This is a genomic window from Catelliglobosispora koreensis DSM 44566 (assembly GCF_000379685.1).
Lineage (GTDB): Bacteria > Actinomycetota > Actinomycetes > Mycobacteriales > Micromonosporaceae > Catelliglobosispora > Catelliglobosispora koreensis.
In genome coordinates this window covers 527,124-542,461 of the sequence record NZ_KB903250.1, presented here as the reverse complement: position 1 = coordinate 542,461, position 15,338 = coordinate 527,124, and the positions used below count along the sequence as shown (strand labels likewise).

15 protein-coding genes are annotated in these 15,338 nt (G+C 65.2%); 10 read left to right on the top strand and 5 right to left on the bottom strand.

What is annotated here, in order from left to right; translation table 11 throughout:
* Positions 1-155 precede the first annotated feature (155 nt).
* From A3E1_RS0109770 to hemB, 8 genes are all read left to right on the top strand, one after another.
* Positions 156-1,571 (top strand): class I adenylate-forming enzyme family protein, encoded by a 1,416-nt coding sequence (locus A3E1_RS0109770; protein WP_020520575.1) that lies wholly within the window; start codon positions 156-158, stop codon positions 1,569-1,571.
* Positions 1,564-1,797: a glutaredoxin family protein gene (locus A3E1_RS0109765; protein WP_020520574.1), complete on the top strand. Its 234-nt coding sequence runs from the start codon at positions 1,564-1,566 to the stop codon at positions 1,795-1,797. Before A3E1_RS0109770 ends, A3E1_RS0109765 begins: the two co-directional genes overlap by 8 nt.
* 10 nt (positions 1,798-1,807) lie before the next feature.
* Positions 1,808-2,425, top strand: coding sequence for an HAD family hydrolase (locus A3E1_RS0109760; protein WP_020520573.1), 618 nt, complete (start codon positions 1,808-1,810; stop codon positions 2,423-2,425).
* A 399-nt stretch (positions 2,426-2,824) separates the two neighbouring features.
* On the top strand, positions 2,825-3,496 hold the full coding sequence (locus A3E1_RS0109755; protein ID WP_020520572.1) for a redox-sensing transcriptional repressor Rex: 672 nt from the start codon (positions 2,825-2,827) through the stop codon (positions 3,494-3,496).
* A complete protein-coding gene (locus tag A3E1_RS0109750) occupies positions 3,493-4,800 on the top strand; it encodes a glutamyl-tRNA reductase (protein ID WP_020520571.1) in 1,308 nt (435 codons plus the stop codon). The genes A3E1_RS0109755 and A3E1_RS0109750 overlap by 4 nt, the downstream gene beginning before the upstream one ends.
* Positions 4,797-5,696: a hydroxymethylbilane synthase gene (gene hemC / locus A3E1_RS0109745; RefSeq protein WP_020520570.1), complete on the top strand. Its 900-nt coding sequence runs from the start codon at positions 4,797-4,799 to the stop codon at positions 5,694-5,696. Before A3E1_RS0109750 ends, hemC begins: the two co-directional genes overlap by 4 nt.
* Positions 5,693-7,273: a bifunctional uroporphyrinogen-III C-methyltransferase/uroporphyrinogen-III synthase gene (locus A3E1_RS0109740; RefSeq protein ID WP_020520569.1), complete on the top strand. Its 1,581-nt coding sequence runs from the start codon at positions 5,693-5,695 to the stop codon at positions 7,271-7,273. The genes hemC and A3E1_RS0109740 overlap by 4 nt, the downstream gene beginning before the upstream one ends.
* Positions 7,274-7,278: 5 nt before the next feature.
* Positions 7,279-8,244, top strand: coding sequence for a porphobilinogen synthase (hemB, locus tag A3E1_RS0109735; protein WP_020520568.1), 966 nt, complete (start codon positions 7,279-7,281; stop codon positions 8,242-8,244).
* On the opposite strand, the gene A3E1_RS0109730 is transcribed toward hemB, so the two are convergent.
* Both A3E1_RS0109730 and A3E1_RS39650 read right to left on the bottom strand, forming a co-directional pair.
* Complete coding sequence (locus A3E1_RS0109730) at positions 8,241-9,263, bottom strand: GNAT family N-acetyltransferase (protein ID WP_020520567.1); 1,023 nt, start codon at positions 9,261-9,263, stop codon at positions 8,241-8,243. The genes hemB and A3E1_RS0109730 overlap by 4 nt on opposite strands.
* Before the next feature lie 114 nt (positions 9,264-9,377).
* Positions 9,378-10,151 carry a lysozyme family protein gene (locus A3E1_RS39650; RefSeq protein WP_157631416.1) on the bottom strand — a complete coding sequence of 258 codons (774 nt, stop codon included), beginning with the start codon at positions 10,149-10,151 and terminating at the stop codon, positions 9,378-9,380.
* Positions 10,152-10,319: 168 nt separating this feature from the next.
* Between A3E1_RS39650 and A3E1_RS0109720 the strand changes: the two genes are divergently transcribed.
* Positions 10,320-12,989, top strand: coding sequence for an adenylate/guanylate cyclase domain-containing protein (locus A3E1_RS0109720; RefSeq protein WP_020520565.1), 2,670 nt, complete (start codon positions 10,320-10,322; stop codon positions 12,987-12,989).
* A gap of 1 nt (position 12,990) precedes the next feature.
* Here the strand turns inward: A3E1_RS0109720 and A3E1_RS0109715 are convergent, their stop codons facing one another.
* The 3 genes from A3E1_RS0109715 to A3E1_RS0109705 form a co-directional block, all read right to left on the bottom strand.
* Positions 12,991-13,905 carry a hypothetical protein gene (locus A3E1_RS0109715; RefSeq protein ID WP_020520564.1) on the bottom strand — a complete coding sequence of 305 codons (915 nt, stop codon included), beginning with the start codon at positions 13,903-13,905 and terminating at the stop codon, positions 12,991-12,993.
* Complete coding sequence (locus A3E1_RS0109710; protein WP_020520563.1) at positions 13,902-14,240, bottom strand: hypothetical protein; 339 nt, start codon at positions 14,238-14,240, stop codon at positions 13,902-13,904. Before A3E1_RS0109710 ends, A3E1_RS0109715 begins: the two co-directional genes overlap by 4 nt.
* Before the next feature lie 122 nt (positions 14,241-14,362).
* Complete coding sequence (locus tag A3E1_RS0109705) at positions 14,363-14,890, bottom strand: phospholipase (RefSeq protein WP_020520562.1); 528 nt, start codon at positions 14,888-14,890, stop codon at positions 14,363-14,365.
* A 200-nt stretch (positions 14,891-15,090) separates the two neighbouring features.
* Here A3E1_RS0109705 and A3E1_RS45990 point away from each other — a divergent pair, with 200 nt between their 5' ends.
* Positions 15,091-15,312 carry an FmdB family zinc ribbon protein gene (locus A3E1_RS45990; RefSeq protein ID WP_083929418.1) on the top strand — a complete coding sequence of 74 codons (222 nt, stop codon included), beginning with the start codon at positions 15,091-15,093 and terminating at the stop codon, positions 15,310-15,312.
* Positions 15,313-15,338 lie beyond the last annotated feature (26 nt).

Here is a 15,338-nt window from a genome sequence, read left to right as displayed (position 1 = left end):
TTCATCTACTCTGCCCGTACGCCGGGGGTAAGTGTTGGCATGTACCACGAAAGGCCCGTCGCACAATGTGTGCGGTTTGGCGCACAGCGTGTGCCAGATTCAAGTGAGTTCACTCATTGGGGTTCACCGAATGGGGTGATGAATACAATTCGCGCGTGAACCTCGCCACGCTGCTGCGCCGGCACGCTGAAGCCAACCCGGACCATCTCGCCTTCCATGCTGGCATTAAGACCTGCACCTGGTCCGAAATGGATCAGCTTGTCGACAAGGCCGCCACGGCGCTGTTGCAGCGAGGCGCCACCCGGGTCGCCATCGCGCTGCCCAACGACATGGACTTCGTCATCACCCTGCTGGGCACGTGGCGAGCTGGGTTAACGGCTGTTCCGGTCAACCCCGGTTTCACCGCGCGCGAAATGCGCCACGTTCTCTGCGATTCAAGAGCAGACCTTTTAGTGGGTACTCAGCAAGCTGTCGAGGCGGCAGCCGGTGAAGTGACCGCGCTGCTCAGCCCACCGCTCGCGGACAAGGCCGGTGACCTGCCGGAAGTTGATCCGCACGGCCTGGCACTGCTGCTCTACACCTCGGGCACCGAGGGCGCTCCCAAAGGGGCGATGCTGACCCACCGGGCGCTGATCGCCAATCACGAGCAGCTGGCGCGTCTGCAGCCCCCGATCATGAGTGCCGATGACGTGGTGCTCCTGGTGCTGCCGATGTTCCATGCCTACGGGCTGAACACGGGTCTCGGGGCGATGCTCTACTACGGCGCGACCGGCATTCTGGAAGCCGAGTTCGATCCCGTTGGCACCGCTGGGCTGATCGCGTTGCACCGCGTGACTGTCGCGGTTGGAGTGCCTGCGATGTATCAAGCTTGGGCGGCCTGTTCCCCTGAGCTGCTGCGTTCCTTGAGACTGGCCGTTTGTGGGGCCGCCCCGCTTGATCCAGAGGTGGCTCAGGCCTTCACCGAGGCGACGGGGCATCCTGTCCACATTGGATACGGCCTGACCGAAACGGCACCGGTCGTGACGTCCACTCTGGCGAGCGCTTCCATTAAGCCAGGCTCGATCGGCCGTCCGATCCCGGGCGTTGAGGTACGGCTGTCGAACGCCTACGGCGTCGCGGCCGAGGACGACGATTTGCTGCCCGCGGCTGAAGACCCAGGTGAGATCGTGGTCCGCGGCGAGAACCTCTTCCTGGGCTACTGGCCCGACAAGCATGGCGGCCCTGCTCACGACGGCTGGTGGCCGACGGGAGACGTCGCCTATGCCGACGCCGATGGCGATCTGTTCATCGTGGACCGCATCGGTGAGCTGATCATCGTTAACGGCTTCAACGTGTACCCGGCTGAAGTCGAACTTGTCATCGCTGGTTACCCGGGCGTGGCGGAAGTGGCGGTGACCGGGCCGTCGGTGACCGCTTACGTCGTGGCCGAGGGCGTCACAGAGGCGGAACTGTCCGCTCACTGTGAGGCAAATCTCGCCCGGTTCAAGAGGCCGTCCACTTATGTGTTCGTGAGCGAATTGCCGCATTCAGCGATCGGCAAGGTCCGCAAGAAAATGTTGCGCGATGAGTGATCTGCATCGCCTCACGCTCTATACGCGGCCGGGTTGCCACCTTTGTGAGACGGCGGTGCAGGTGCTGAAAGACATCGGTGAGCCGTTCACGGAAGTCGATATCAGCACCGATCTCGACCTCGAAATCGAGTACGGCGACCGGATCCCTGTTCTCATGCTCGACGGCAAGGAACACGGCTACTGGCGGGTGGAAAAAGAGCGGCTGCTCAGGGACCTCGCCCGATAATCTTTCGGCCATGCATTTGGTGTGGGACTGGAATGGAACGCTTCTCGACGACTTCCACATAGTCGTCGAATCCACCAACGCTGCCTTCGTGCACGCGGGCGGCCAGCCGATCAGCGCTGACCGGCATCGCCGCAACTTCCGCCGCCCCATCATCGACTTCTATAGCGATGAGCTGGGACGCCGGCTGGACGAGCCAGAGTTCGTGCGGCTGAACGACGTTTTCCACAACCACTACCGGGCCGCCATGATCTCCTGTGCGCTGGCCGCTGACGCGCACGACGCGATGGCCTCGTGGAACGGCACCCAGTCCCTGCTGTCCATGTGGTACCACGACGAGCTGATCGCCGCCGTCGGCCGCTTTGGCCTGTCGTTCGCGCGGGTCGACGGTTCACGAGAGTTCCGTGAGCACAAGGCTGAGGCTCTCGCTGAGCACCTCGACGAGCTGAAGATCAAAGGCGAGGACGCCGTGCTGATCGGCGACTCGATTGACGACGCCCACGCGGCTGAAGCCGCAGGCGCACGCTGCGTTCTCTACGCAGGCGGATTCACCGACCCGGATGTCTTGCGCGGGCACGGCGCTCCCGTGGCCGACACGCTCACTGCGGCGGTATTACTAGCTTTGCGGTGATATGCCCGATTTTGGGTAATACTTCTGGGGCAGCGCCCACTCGTGGCCTCTGCGCGAGAATGGAGGGCACGTGTGCCGCGGGGGCATATCTCGCCAGACAAACCCGTTACCGGGGGTGTAGCTCGGTCACGGTGGGCGCTGCAATCGCCGCCTAGCGGAGGTGAAACGGCCGCAAGCGGGGCCGTGAACCCGGTGGCACCGAGGGCAGGCGGCGATTGCCAGGTGGCACAGGAATCGCCGCCTAGCAGCGCCGGCTCGCATGTGCAATTCGCCTCACACTGTCAAGTCGGCCATTCAAGATCGCGATTTGTGCACGCGTTCACAAGCGCATACTCTGTTACCTCGAACTCCGCTACCACAGCGCCGAATGCGCCTGTGCAGGGGGTCTGTAGGAGTCAGATGAGTCAGGCTGGACTGGATTTACCCGAAGCGACGGTGGCGCGGCTACCTGAATACCTGCGCGCACTTCATCACCTCGCCGACACGGGTCACGACACCGTCTCCAGCGAAGGCCTGGCCAACGCGGCCGGCGTCAACTCCGCCAAGCTCCGCAAAGATCTTTCCCACCTTGGTTCTTACGGCACCCGGGGTGTGGGTTACGACATAGGCCCGCTGATCGGCCAGATCGAATACGTGCTCGGGCTGACCATGCGCCGGGCGGTCGCCCTGGTCGGTGTCGGTAACCTCGGGCACGCCCTCGCGGGCTATGCCGGGTTCACCAGCCGTGGCTTCCGCATCGCCGCCCTATTCGACGCCGACACCACGCGCGTGGGCGAAAAGATCAATGGATTGGCCGTCCTCCATGTGAGTGACATCCCCGTCGTCGTCAAGCGCGAAAGCATCTCCATCGCCGTCTTGGCTACCCCAGCGTCGGCGGCGCAAACCGTTGCCGATCAGCTGATTTCCGCCGGTGTGACCAGCATCCTCAACTTCGCTCCGTGCGTTCTATCCGTGCCGGACCGAGTCGACGTCCGTAAGGTCGATCTCGCCATTGAATTGCAGATCCTGTCCTTCCATGAGCACAGGAAATCTGCCCACGTCAACGGACTCAACGGAGAGGTGCGCAAGTGAACCTCATCGTGGTGGGAGCCTCGCACCGCAACGCACCGGTCACCCTGCTGGAGAAGCTTTCGCTGCTCGCGGGGCCGCAGCCGCTCACGGGAGTGCACGTCGCGGAAGCCGTGCTGCTCAAGACGTGCAACCGGGTCGAGATCTACGCCGCCGTCCCCGCTTTCCACGCTGGCCTGAGCCACCTCGGTGAAGTGCTCGCTCAGGTGACGGGGGTGCCCGCGGAGGAGCTTGCCAAGTCGCTCTATGTGCACCACGGCATTGACGCGGTGCGCCATGTCTTCCGGGTCGCCGCTGGGCTGGAGTCGATGGTCGCGGGCGAGGCGCAAATCCTGGGCCAGCTGCGCGACGCCTATCAGCAAGCGTCCGAAGTGGACACTGTTGGCAAGACCCTGCATGAGCTGATGCAGCAAGCGTTGCGCGTCGGCAAGCGGGCACACGCCGAAACCGGCATCGACAAGGCTCCGCGCAGTCTCGTCTCCGCCGCGCTCGACCAGGCGACACTCGCGCTCACACCCGCATCGCCCGCGCCATCGGCATCGCGTTCGGCTTCGGCGGAAGCTTCCGTTCGGCCGGCCGTGGCGAGCCCGGTCGGCGCTGGCGGCGGGCGCAGCGTGCGCTGGGTCATCGTGGGTGCCGGGGCGATGGGCGCGCTGGCGCGCGTCGAGCTGACCCGTCGCGGTGTCACCGAGATCATTCAGGTCAACCGCAGCGAGCGAGAAGGCACGCGCCCGCTGGAGGATCTGCCCGCGCTGATGGACGAGGCAGACGTCGTCATCTCCGCGACGGCCTCGATCAGCCCCGTGATCACCAAAGCGATGGTGACCAAGCCGATCACGATCATCGACTTGGCGATGCCTCGCGACGTGGAGGTGGGCGTCGGTGACCTCGCCGGCGTGCGGCTGATCGACATTGAGCACCTGGCGGCCGTGCTGCCCGATCACAGCAACGAGCTGGAAGAGGTCGAGCGGATCGTCGCGTCCGAAGTGGACGCTTTCGAGACCTGGCTGCGTGGGGGAGAAGTCGCTCCCACCGTGGCGGCGTTACGTTCCCGGGCCGATGACGTCGTCGGCAACGAACTCAAACGGCTCGCCCAGCGGCTTCCGGAGCTTTCCGCGCAGCAGCGTGACGAAGTGGCCCACGCGCTGCATCGCGTCGTGCAGCGCCTCCTGCACCAGCCGACTGTCCGCGTGCGGCAGCTCGCCGCTGGGCCGGGCGGAGAGACGTACACCCAATTGGTTCGTGATCTTTTTGATCTGCACCCGCATGCGGCGACCGTCGCCGATATCCCGGAGGTGGCTGAATGACGCTCAGACTGGGAACGCGGGGCAGCGCTTTGGCGCTGGCACAGTCACGGCTCGTCGCGAGCGAAATCACGCGGCTGACGGGGCAAGAGGTTGAGCTGGTCGAAATCGTGACCGCCGGCGACACGTCCTCGGCGCCGGTGCAGCAGCTCGGCGTGGGCGTTTTCGTCTCCGCGCTGCGGGATGCCTTGCTGGCCAAGGAAATTGACCTCGCCGTGCACTCCTATAAGGACCTTCCGACCGCGCCAGTTGACGGGCTCGTCATCGCGGCCGTGCCACCGCGAGAAGACCCGCGTGACGCCTTGATCGCCCGCGATGGCCTGACACTGACCGAGCTGCCCGACAACGCGACGATCGGCACCGGTGCCCTGCGGCGCGTCGCGCAGATCGCCGCGCTTGGCCTGCCGCTGCGCACGGTGCCGATTCGCGGCAACGTGGACACGCGCCTGCGCAAGGTCGCCGAGGGTGAGCTCGACGCCGTCGTGCTTGCCCGCGCTGGGCTGGCCCGCCTGGGCCGTGCACACGAGATCACTGAGATTCTTGACCCGATGCTCATGCTGCCCGCTCCCGCCCAGGGCGCGCTCGCGGTAGAGAGCCGGGGAGATTTCGCCGAGCTGCTCGCGCCGCTCGACGACCGGGCCACGCGCGGGGCAGTCGCCGCCGAGCGGGCCCTCCTGGCCACCCTGGAAGCAGGATGCAGCGCGCCCGTCGCCGCGCTGGCCGAAGTGACCGAGGACGACGAGATATACCTGCGCGGTGCGGTCATCAGCACGGATGGGCGCTATGCCCTAAGGCTGTCGCGCACCGGAACGCTCGCCGACGCCGCGGAGGTGGGCCGGCTTCTCGCCGCCGACCTTCTCGAAGAAGGTGCTGATCACGTATTGGGGAAAGCAGCATGACCCGCACTCGCAAGCCCGCTGGCCACATCGCGTTCGTCGGGGCTGGACCCGGCGACCCTGGCCTGTTGACGCGCCGCGCCTATGACGCGCTGCTAGACGCCGATCACGTGGTCTTTGACCAAGCGGTGCCTGCTGTCCTGCTCAATGAGGTCCGCATGGTTGCCCACGAGTCGACCGAGTTCAGCCCGGCCGAGGGCGATCCCGGTGACGTGGCAAAGGTGCTGCTCACCGAGGCCAAGGCGGGCCGCAACGCGGTTCGCCTGGTCGCCGGGGACCCGTTTGGCCACGAAGCCGTCGTCAAAGAGGTTCAGGCCATCGCCCGGACCAACGTTCACTTCGCGGTGGTGCCGGGGGTCGGCACCGCCTCGGGTGTGTCCACTTACTCCGGTGTTCCACTCACGGGCGTTCGGTCATCGGTTGACGTCGATGACGTGACGACGCTGGACTTCGATGGGCTCGCGGCCGCGGTTCGCCACGGCTCCGCCGCTCTGGCGGTCGACGCGGGTGAGCTGGCCACGGTTCGCGACGGACTGCTCGCCGCCGGGGTCGACGGGACGCTTCCCGTCGCGGTGACCGGTGACGGCACAAGCGAAACGCAGTACACCACGATCTCCACTGTGGATAGCTTCGTGGCCGCCGCGCTCGGGTTCTCCGGCCGCGTCGTGGTCATCGTCGGCAACGGCGTGCACCAGGTGGACAAGCTCGGCTGGTGGGAGCGGCGCCCGCTCTACGGCTGGAGGGTGCTCGTCCCGCGCACCAAGGAGCAGGCTGGCGTGATGAGCGCCCGGCTGCGCGCCTATGGTGCGATCCCGTGCGAGGTACCGACGATCGCCGTCGAGCCGCCGCGCACCCCGGCCCAGATGGAACGTGCCATCAAGGGTCTCGTCGACGGCCGCTACGCGTGGGCGATCTTCACCAGTGCCAACGCGGTGCGCGCGGTGTGGGAGAAGTTCGCTGAGCACGGCCTCGACGCCCGTCACTTCGGCGGCGTGAAGATCGCTTGCATCGGTGAGGCGACCGCGGACGCGGTGCGCGCCTTCGGCATTCAGCCGGAGCTGGTGCCCAGTGGCGACCAGTCGAGCGAAGGCCTGCTGGCCGAGTTCGCGCCCTACGACGAGATCTTCGACCCGGTAGGCCGGATTCTCCTTCCCCGGGCCGACATCGCGACCGAGACGCTGGCCGCCGGCCTGACCGAGCGCGGCTGGGAAGTCGACGACGTCACGGCTTACCGGACCGTCCGGGCGGCACCGCCGCCGGAGGAGATCCGCAACGCCATCAAGTCGGGTGGTTTCGACGCGGTTCTGTTCACGTCGTCATCGACGGTTCGCAACCTCGTTGGAATCGCGGGTAAGCCACACCAGCGCACCGTGGTTTCCGTGATCGGCCCGAAGACGGCGGAGACGGCTGTCGAGTTTGGACTGCGCGTTGACGTGCAGCCCGAGCACGCGTCGGTTCCCGATCTCGTGGAGGCGCTCGCCTCGTACGCGGTGGAGTTGCGTGAGCGGCTCGCCGCGATGCCGGCCAAGCAAAGGCGCGGCTCGAAAGTCCAGGGACCAACGGCACTTAGGTTTAGGTGATCGCTATGGAAAGGCCCAGACGGCTAAGGCGCACCGCCGCGATCCGGCGGCTCGTCAGCGAGACCCGCGTGCATCCAGCCGAGCTGGTGCTCCCGATGTTCGTCAAAGAGGGCCTTTCCGAACCACACCCGGTGGCGTCGATGCCGGGCGTGGTGCAGCACTCGCGTGAGTCGCTGCGCAAAGCCGCCGTGGAAGCGGTGGAGGCTGGTGTTGGCGGCATCATGCTGTTCGGCATTCCGTCGCAGAAGGACGCTGGCGGCACGGGCGGGATCGACCCGGGCGGCATCCTGAACGTCGCGATCCGCGATCTCGCCAGCGAGCTGGGCGACTCGACCGTCATCATGAGCGACCTGTGCCTGGATGAGTTCACCGACCACGGTCACTGCGGCGTGTTGCGGGCGGACGGGACGGTCGACAACGACGCGACGCTCGTGTCGTACGCGGAAATGGCCGTCGCGCAGGCGACTGCTGGCGCACACGTGCTCGGCCTGAGCGGAATGATGGACGGACAGGTCGGCGCGGTCCGCAAAGCCTTGGACAGCAACGGTTTCCAGGATGTGTCGCTGTTGGCTTACGCCGTCAAATACGCCAGCGCTTTCTACGGACCGTTCCGGGACGCCGTTGAGTCGTCTTTGGAAGGTGACCGCCGGACCTATCAGCAAGACTCGGCGAACGTGCGCGAGTCCATGCGCGAGGTGCGGCTCGACGTCGCCGAGGGCGCCGACATCGTCCTAGTCAAACCGGCTCTGCCTTACCTCGACATCGTGACCCGCGTGCACGAGACCGTCGACGTGCCGGTGGCGGCGTATCAGGTCAGCGGTGAATACGCGATGGTGGAAGCGGCCGCCGCGAACGGCTGGCTTGACCGGGACCGGGTCATCCTCGAAACCCTGACCTCGATCAAGCGAGCCGGTGCGCAGATCATCCTTACCTACTGGGCCGTCGATGCGGCCCACCTGTTGCGCGCTTAAGCGACGCCGAGACGCGCGGCTAAGTCCGCGACATCGATTTCGTATTCGAGCCAGTCGCGGTCGGGGACGAAGCCGAGCTCGTTGTTGACGCGAATGAGCGGCTCGTTGATCGCCGCGTTCCACGTTTGCACTTCGGCGAGGCCGGGCTCGGCGGAGCGGAGCTCAAAGAGCATGCGCGCCTTGATCGCCCGGACGATGCCATAGCCGCGGTGCCGGGGCACCACGACGGTGTCGTATTGGTCGGCTCGGGTGGGATGTTGTTGCGGGACAACAACTTCGGTCAACCCAGCCACATCGCCGGTGCTTTCGTGGACGGCCACGACGACGTAGAGCTTCAGGCCGCGAGCGGCGAGGGTTTCGATGCTGGCCCGAAGCCGTTGCGGCTCATAGGAACTGGGGCTCAGCTCAAGGTCACCGAGGTCGTATGACTCCCGGACCTCCGCCTTTGCCGCGGCATAGGCGGTGTATAGCTCCTCCGGCGGGCCACCGGCGTAGAAGCCGATGCTGTAACCGGACCCGATCCCGGCAGCCATCTCGCCCAGGCCGAACCAGTCGACGGCAGAAAGCGAGAGCAGGCTGCGAATCTCGGTGAAAGCGCACGTGAAGCCGAACTTGCTGTAGAACTCGACCGCTGGCGTGCCTCCGGGGACTTCGACGCCAAGGGCGCTGAAGCCTTCCTCGCGCGCACAGGACACCACTTGCGTGAGTAGGGCTCGCCCGACGCCGAGGCGGCGGGCTTTGGGATGCACGATGACTTCGACGACGCCGATGTCACCGAGCATGAGAATGTTGGCCTGGCCGAGTGGGGGGATGCCCCGTGAGGCGTCTCCGCTGTTTTCCTCGGCTAGCCACATCTTTTTGCGTTCGCCCGGCATGGTGACGGCTAGATACTCACGCATCGTGTCGTCAAGCCAGAGTGGATCATCCGGCAGATCGGCGGCCATCGCCTCGTTGAGCAGGGCAACTATGGAAGCGATCTCCGTGGCGGGGGCGGTAAGGGGATCCCATTCGCGCACCATCACCCGTCCAGCTTGCACACTTCAGGGCAGAAACGGAAGGGTCGATCCTGTCACGGTACACAATCCATTACTCTGAGTGTCGATTGATCGCCGTCTGGTCAGCGGACGGTAACCTTATTCCTTGCTCTTGGTCCCGTAACTCTGCGCAGTTTCGAAGATCTTGTCGATATGCGGAGCTAGACCGTGATAAGCATTGATGGCCTTCTTCCAATTGGCCACAATGGACAAATCTGCTCCCGTGTCGCACAAGAAATATCCGGCGCTCAGCGCGGCGTCGTCGACATCTTGCGGATCGGCTAGCTCGTCGGAGTCGGCATCGACCCCAAACGCGCGCCACATCGTGGGCGTGAACTGCATCGGCCCGACCGCATGGTCTTTGGCCTGATCGCCGTCAAGAGCCCCACCGTCGGAATCAGAGCCGCTGAGGGCCGGCCCCACCAAACCCGGCTTTGAGCGCCCCTGCGCGTCAATGGTGCCGCCGCCCTGGCGTCCGTGGTCTGAGGTGAGCTTGCCGATCGCGGCGAGGGTGGTCCACTGCAGCTTGCAGGTGCTTCTTGTTTGCTGCAGAACCCATTCGGCGTACCCGTAGGATTCCAGAGCGGTTTTCGGAATGTCCACTTTGCCGGATAGGTTGGAAGCCCACCCCGCGAACGCGCCCGACGGGCGCGGGCTGTTGCTAGCCGAGGGAGTTGGGGAAGGAGAAGCCGAAATGGACGGCTCGGCGGAAGGTTCCGCGGACGGTTCGGCCGTCATAGTCGGCTTTACCGGTGCGGGTCCAGCTAAAGCCGGAATCACTGTCGCGCCAACAGAGGTGGCGGCACCCGTTAACGTGACGATCAGCAGACCGGCAAAGGCTAGCCGCTTCCAGGTCATCTCCCCATCTCGCACGCCCACGAGTATTACTCATGCTTCGGGGGAGTGCAGGGTCTGGCTGAAAGTGCGATATCTGGACCTTGGGAGGAGTCGTTACGCCAGGAGGATCAACCCGTTCCGATGATGTTCCTTTTTTGCGGAGTTGGCACGATGAATCGCGACTTCCAGGGGGCGGAGGTTTAGGTGGGGCAAGCGGTGCAACTGCCGAAAGGTCTGGTGACCTTTCTCTTCACCGACATTGAGGGCTCGACTCGGTTGGCCCAGGTGCTCGGTGACGGTTACTTGCCGGTGTTGAAGAAGCACCGGCAGATTTTGCGCGCCTGCCTCAGCGCCGCCGGTGGCGTCGAGCTATTCACCGAAGGTGATTCCTACTTTTTCGCGTTCGCCAATGCCACGAGCGCCGTCACCGCCTGCGTTAGCGCTCAGCGAGCCCTGGCCGGTCACGAGTGGCCCGACCCACAGGTGCGGCCGTTGGTCCGGATGGGACTGCACACCGGGTACGCCGAACCGCACGGCCGCGAATACGCCAGTGCCGAAGTGCACCGTGCCGCACGGGTCGCCGCGGCCGCGCACGGTGGCCAGATCCTGCTGTCCGCCGCGACCAAAGCTGAAGTGAGCGATGCCGAAACCATCGATCTGGGCTTGCACCGGTTGCGTGGGTTCGATGGCAGGGAGAGGCTCTTCCAGCTGACCGCTTCCGGGCTGGACCTGAACTTCCCGCGTCCCCGCACCGAAGGCCACTCGCCGCATAACCTGCCGTGCCCGGTGACGTCATTTGTCGGCCGCGACAAGGAACGCGCCGAGTTGGAGCGCCTGCTTGAGGCGAACCGTCTGGTGACGGTGGTGGGCACGGGAGGGTCAGGCAAGAGCAGGCTGGCGGCACTGGTCGCGTCCGGTCTGGTGGACCACCCGTCCTATCCCGACGGTGTGTGGCATCTCGACTTGGTGACCGTCTCCGATCCGGGCCTGGTCGCCTTCGCCCTGAGCACGGTGCTGGGACTGCGCCCGGAGCCGGGCCGCCCGATCGCGCAGACGCTCGTCGATCACCTGGCTGACCGCCAGATGCTGCTCATTTTGGACACCTGCGAAGTTCACCTCGAACCAGCCCTGACGCTCGTGACCGAGCTGCTCGCGGGCGCACCGGGAGTGTGCGTCCTGGCGACCAGCCGGGAGCCGCTCGGCAAGCCCGGCGAGCTGGTCTGGCGCATTCCGTCGCTCGGCCTCGCCGAGCCGAGCGAGGCCGTTGCTCTGCTCGCCGAGCGGACAGCTGCCGCGCGCGGGGGAGTGCCCGTTGACGACGCCGAGCTGGAACCGCTGAGCCGCATCGCGCATCGTCTCGATGGGCTGCCGCTGGCCCTTGAACTCGCCGCGGCCCGCCTGCGTGTGCTGTCGGCTCGCGAGCTCGACAACCGGCTCAGTGCCGAACTCGGTGGTACAGACCCGTTGCAGGCCCTCGACGCCGGGCAACGCCCCGCGCGCGCCGACGAGCCCCGCCACGCCACCATGCAGGCCGCGGTCGGCTGGTCTTACCGCACACTTGGCCCGGACGCCGCCAAGCTGCTGCGCTGGCTATCCGTTTTCGCCGGGCCGGTCGATCTGTCCACAGTGGAGTCCCTATTCGGCCAGGACCCGCTCAACGCCCTGACCGTGCTGGTCGACAAATCCCTGGTGCAGGTCGAGCGCACCGGCGGCACCGACAGCGGCATCGGCTATCGCATGCTTCACCCCATCAGGGGGTACGCGGCGCGCAGTCTCGCCGAAGCAGGAGAAGAAAGCGCGGCCCGCAACAGGCACGTCGCCTGGGCGATCCGGGAACTGGAACGCACTCAGCAAGGATCCGACGGCAAGCCGGTCACGTTATCGCTCTACTCGATCGATCCCGTGGCCGCCGAACTGCGTGCCGCGTTGCGCTGGTGCGGCACGGGCGGGAGTGCCCGCGCGGGGTTGCGCATCGCGATCGGACTCGACCAGTGGTGGCGCGAACGCGGCCTAGCCCGTGAAGGGCGGCTCTGGCTCTACCGCCTTTACGCGCGCCAATCCGAGACCGGCGAGACCATCCCTGACAGTGAGCTCGCCCGTGCCTTCCTCACCCACGCTCACCAAGCCGCGGCTGACGGTGAGTTCGCTGAAGAACTCCGGTTCAGCAAACGGGCCGAAGCCGCCGCCCGTCGCACGGGCGAAGCAGGGCTGCTCGTGCGCACCCTCGCCGGACGGTCCGGCGCCCTGCGCGATGCCGGCCGCACCGCCGACGCCGAACGAGTGTGCCGTCAAGTCATCGACTGGGCGCAGGCTCAAGGCGTACCGGCGGAGGCTCTTTTCGCTGTTTTCAATTTGGCTGAGCTGATGTGGCTTCGTGGTGCACACGACGAGGCGGCCGAAATCCTTGCTGCCGCAAGGCCTTTGGAACAGATGCGCCCGGCCGAGCGCGGACGGCGGACCGTCGATCTGCTCCTGGGACTGGTCGCCTTAGGCCGGGGCGATCTCGTTGCGGCACATGAACATTTGATGGTGGCGTTGCGTTCGCGGATCACCTATGGCTTCCACAGCCGCGCTTGCGTTGCGCTCAAAGCGATGGCGGCCCGCTGTGTCGAAGGCGGCGATGTCGCGACCGGCGCGATGCTTTTCGGCGCGGCCGAGTCGGCCAACATCAAGCTCCACTGTGGTCCGGGGATCTTCGGGCCGTATTGGAAGGCGATGCAGCGCTCCGCGCGCTCAGCGCTCGGCGACGCGGCCTTCGACGAGGCTTACGCGCGCGGCACCCGGATGGGGCTGCGCGAAGCGGCGACGCTCGCCTTGGCGGTCGAGCACCCCGACCTCGCGCACGGCTCCGTCCGCTTCGCCGAAGTCGCGTGAGCTAAAACGCCCGCGTCTGCGATGGCGGGTTCACATTGGGTGGGAGCGTCTCGTAGCGGTTCTCCCCGTTGAGGTAAGAATCCACCTGCCGCAACGCTTCCAGGACCAGTTCCTCCTCGGCCCGGATCGCGGCGGCGAGGTTCTCGATCGCGCTGACCATGCTGGCTGAGATCTCGTTGAACCCGCTTCCGGCAACGTTGAAAGCCGCTCCAATAAGGATGTTCCCGCCGGCGCTTAGAGTGTCGCCCACTCCCTTGACGGGATCGGCTTCGCTGGTGGCTACCGAAAACGCAAGCTGCGTAAGGTCTTTGAGAAGCTGATCGTCGGCCTCGGCCCGGGCTTCCCGCGACTTGCCGAGCTTCTCCAAGGTCTGGTCAGCGATCCGGAGAATCCCTTCGCGAGCCGACAGCACGATGTTCTCGTGCATCTGCATGATCATGTCGAGCGATCGGACCACGTCCAAGGTGTAAACCAGCGACCTTGTCAGCTCCGGCATGATCTCGAACCGGACCACCGCGGCGGCACTGCCCGGCGGACCGTCCCAAGTCGCCAGCTTGGCACTGACGATGTCCGTCGGCCGGGAGTCCGCGAACTCCACGCTCGCCACACTTCTGATGGGGCCCAGGACATCCAGGGCGATGGTGTCGCGCACCTTGGCCGTGCCGTCGGTGATGTTCCAGCCGCGGAACTGCTTGTAGAGCGTGCGCCAGTACTCCTTGGAATCCTCGACACCCTCGCGTGGAAGGTTCGGAACGCCGCCCTCCAAAGGGGATTCGCCGAGAAAGAAATCGTGAATCATGCTCCCCAAAGAAGGATCGGGGAATGCTTCGTTGATGAGTTCCTCGACGACCTCATCGACGATCTCGTTCAGGGTGTCCCGGAAGACTTGGTCGTCTCGCATGCGGTAGTCGGTCATGCCGGCTCCTCGCGGATGTTGATGAAGCCCTCCGCCGTGATGTCGTCTGTGGTGGTGATGTTGTCGGCGACGGTGATGAGCGCGTCGGCGAACCGGTCGATGCGCCGGGCGGAGTCATACATGAGGGTGTAGAAGTGATCGCACACGGAACTCCACTTGCGGCGGGAGTCGTCATACATGCTCTCGTTCGGCGTGCGGTCTTCGCGGAACGCCGGATCCCACTGGGATTCTGTGCTCACAAGGCTTTCCGCGACTTGCCTGAGCACTTCGGCGAGATTGGGCAGATCAAGGGTGCCCACTTCGCGAAGCGTCGCTGGATCGGTGACAAAAGCCATGTCTATATCTGAGCATTCGGACAGGTGGATGCCTAGGGGCCGTTGCTCAAGTTCATGTTAAGAAACGCGCGAATGGCGCGGCCTTCCCGGAGACGGATCGGGAAGGCCGGCGTGCCAGGTGTTTAGAAGCGCCCTCCGCCACTTGCGGGCAGGAGTTCAGCGGCGCGATCAATGTCGGCCTGCGTCACCGCGGCGACGGAGCCGAAGTTCTTCACCGCCGTGTAATACGTCCAGGCGAGGCTGTAGCAAGCTGGGCGGACCGCCCAGTTGTACCTGGCGCAACGGCGTTTGAGGTCTTCGTAGAAGGCGGAGTCCAAACGCGACTTGTTCGCGCTGAACTGGCCCATCTCCTTGTAGTTGCGGTAACCGAAGTCGTGCCGGTAACAGGAGAGGGCAAAGTCGAAGCCCAGCGGATTGTCCGGGCTGCTGGAGCAGTAGTCGGTGGACCAGTTGAAGGCATAGTCAGCCCACGAGCCCTGGTTCTGCCGCGCTGAGTTCCAGGAGTCGTAACTGGCCGCGTTGGTTTGCGTGAACGCGGAGAGTTGTCCTAGCTTTTGCTCGAACGTCACCGCGGCCGCGGGGCTGGCAAGCCCAATCACCACGGTGAATGCCACAATCGGGGTGAGGAGCCACTTCAGGGTTCTGGTCATCGCGTCACCTGCCGTCCAAAGTGGTCATATAGCGGGGGTGCGATGACTGTAGCCGTTACCGTCGTGTTAAGGAAGTATGTTGCCCGTGGAACAAGGTTGGAGTGAGCAGCCGTTACTCACGATCACTGGGATCATCATCGGCGGCGCTTTGATAATTGCGGCTATTCGCTGGATGTTCGGCAAGAAGTAACATTCTCCGCATGCCTCGCTATGAGTTTCGTTGCCGTGCCTGCGGAGACACGTTCGTCGTCACCCGTCCGATGAGTGCCTCAAGCGACCCCGCGTCGTGCCCGGCCGGACATGACGACACGGTTAAGTTGCTAACGACGGTCGGGCTCGGTGGCGGCGGCTCCAACATGGGAGCAGCCCCCGCACCAGCTGGTGGCGGCGGAGGCTGCTGCGGTGGAGGTTGCTGTAACTAAGACGCGCCCATTTGCCCCCTGGCGGC

Bases quoted from the DNA above. Each gene is read 5' to 3' on its own strand.
- A3E1_RS0109740 (WP_020520569.1), top strand. From the start codon at position 5,693: ATGACCCGCACTCGCAAGCCCGCTGGCCACATCGCGTTCGTCGGGGCT.
- A3E1_RS0109755 (WP_020520572.1), top strand. From the start codon at position 2,825: ATGAGTCAGGCTGGACTGGATTTACCCGAAGCGACGGTGGCGCGGCTA.
- hemB (WP_020520568.1), top strand. From the start codon at position 7,279: ATGGAAAGGCCCAGACGGCTAAGGCGCACCGCCGCGATCCGGCGGCTC.
- A3E1_RS45990 (WP_083929418.1), top strand. From the start codon at position 15,091: ATGCCTCGCTATGAGTTTCGTTGCCGTGCCTGCGGAGACACGTTCGTC.
- A3E1_RS0109715 (WP_020520564.1), bottom strand. From the start codon at position 13,905: ATGACCGACTACCGCATGCGAGACGACCAAGTCTTCCGGGACACCCTG.
- A3E1_RS0109760 (WP_020520573.1), top strand. From the start codon at position 1,808: ATGCATTTGGTGTGGGACTGGAATGGAACGCTTCTCGACGACTTCCAC.
- A3E1_RS0109710 (WP_020520563.1), bottom strand. From the start codon at position 14,240: ATGGCTTTTGTCACCGATCCAGCGACGCTTCGCGAAGTGGGCACCCTT.
- A3E1_RS0109730 (WP_020520567.1), bottom strand. From the start codon at position 9,263: ATGGTGCGCGAATGGGATCCCCTTACCGCCCCCGCCACGGAGATCGCT.
- hemC (WP_020520570.1), top strand. From the start codon at position 4,797: ATGACGCTCAGACTGGGAACGCGGGGCAGCGCTTTGGCGCTGGCACAG.
- A3E1_RS0109705 (WP_020520562.1), bottom strand. From the start codon at position 14,890: ATGACCAGAACCCTGAAGTGGCTCCTCACCCCGATTGTGGCATTCACC.
- A3E1_RS0109765 (WP_020520574.1), top strand. From the start codon at position 1,564: ATGAGTGATCTGCATCGCCTCACGCTCTATACGCGGCCGGGTTGCCAC.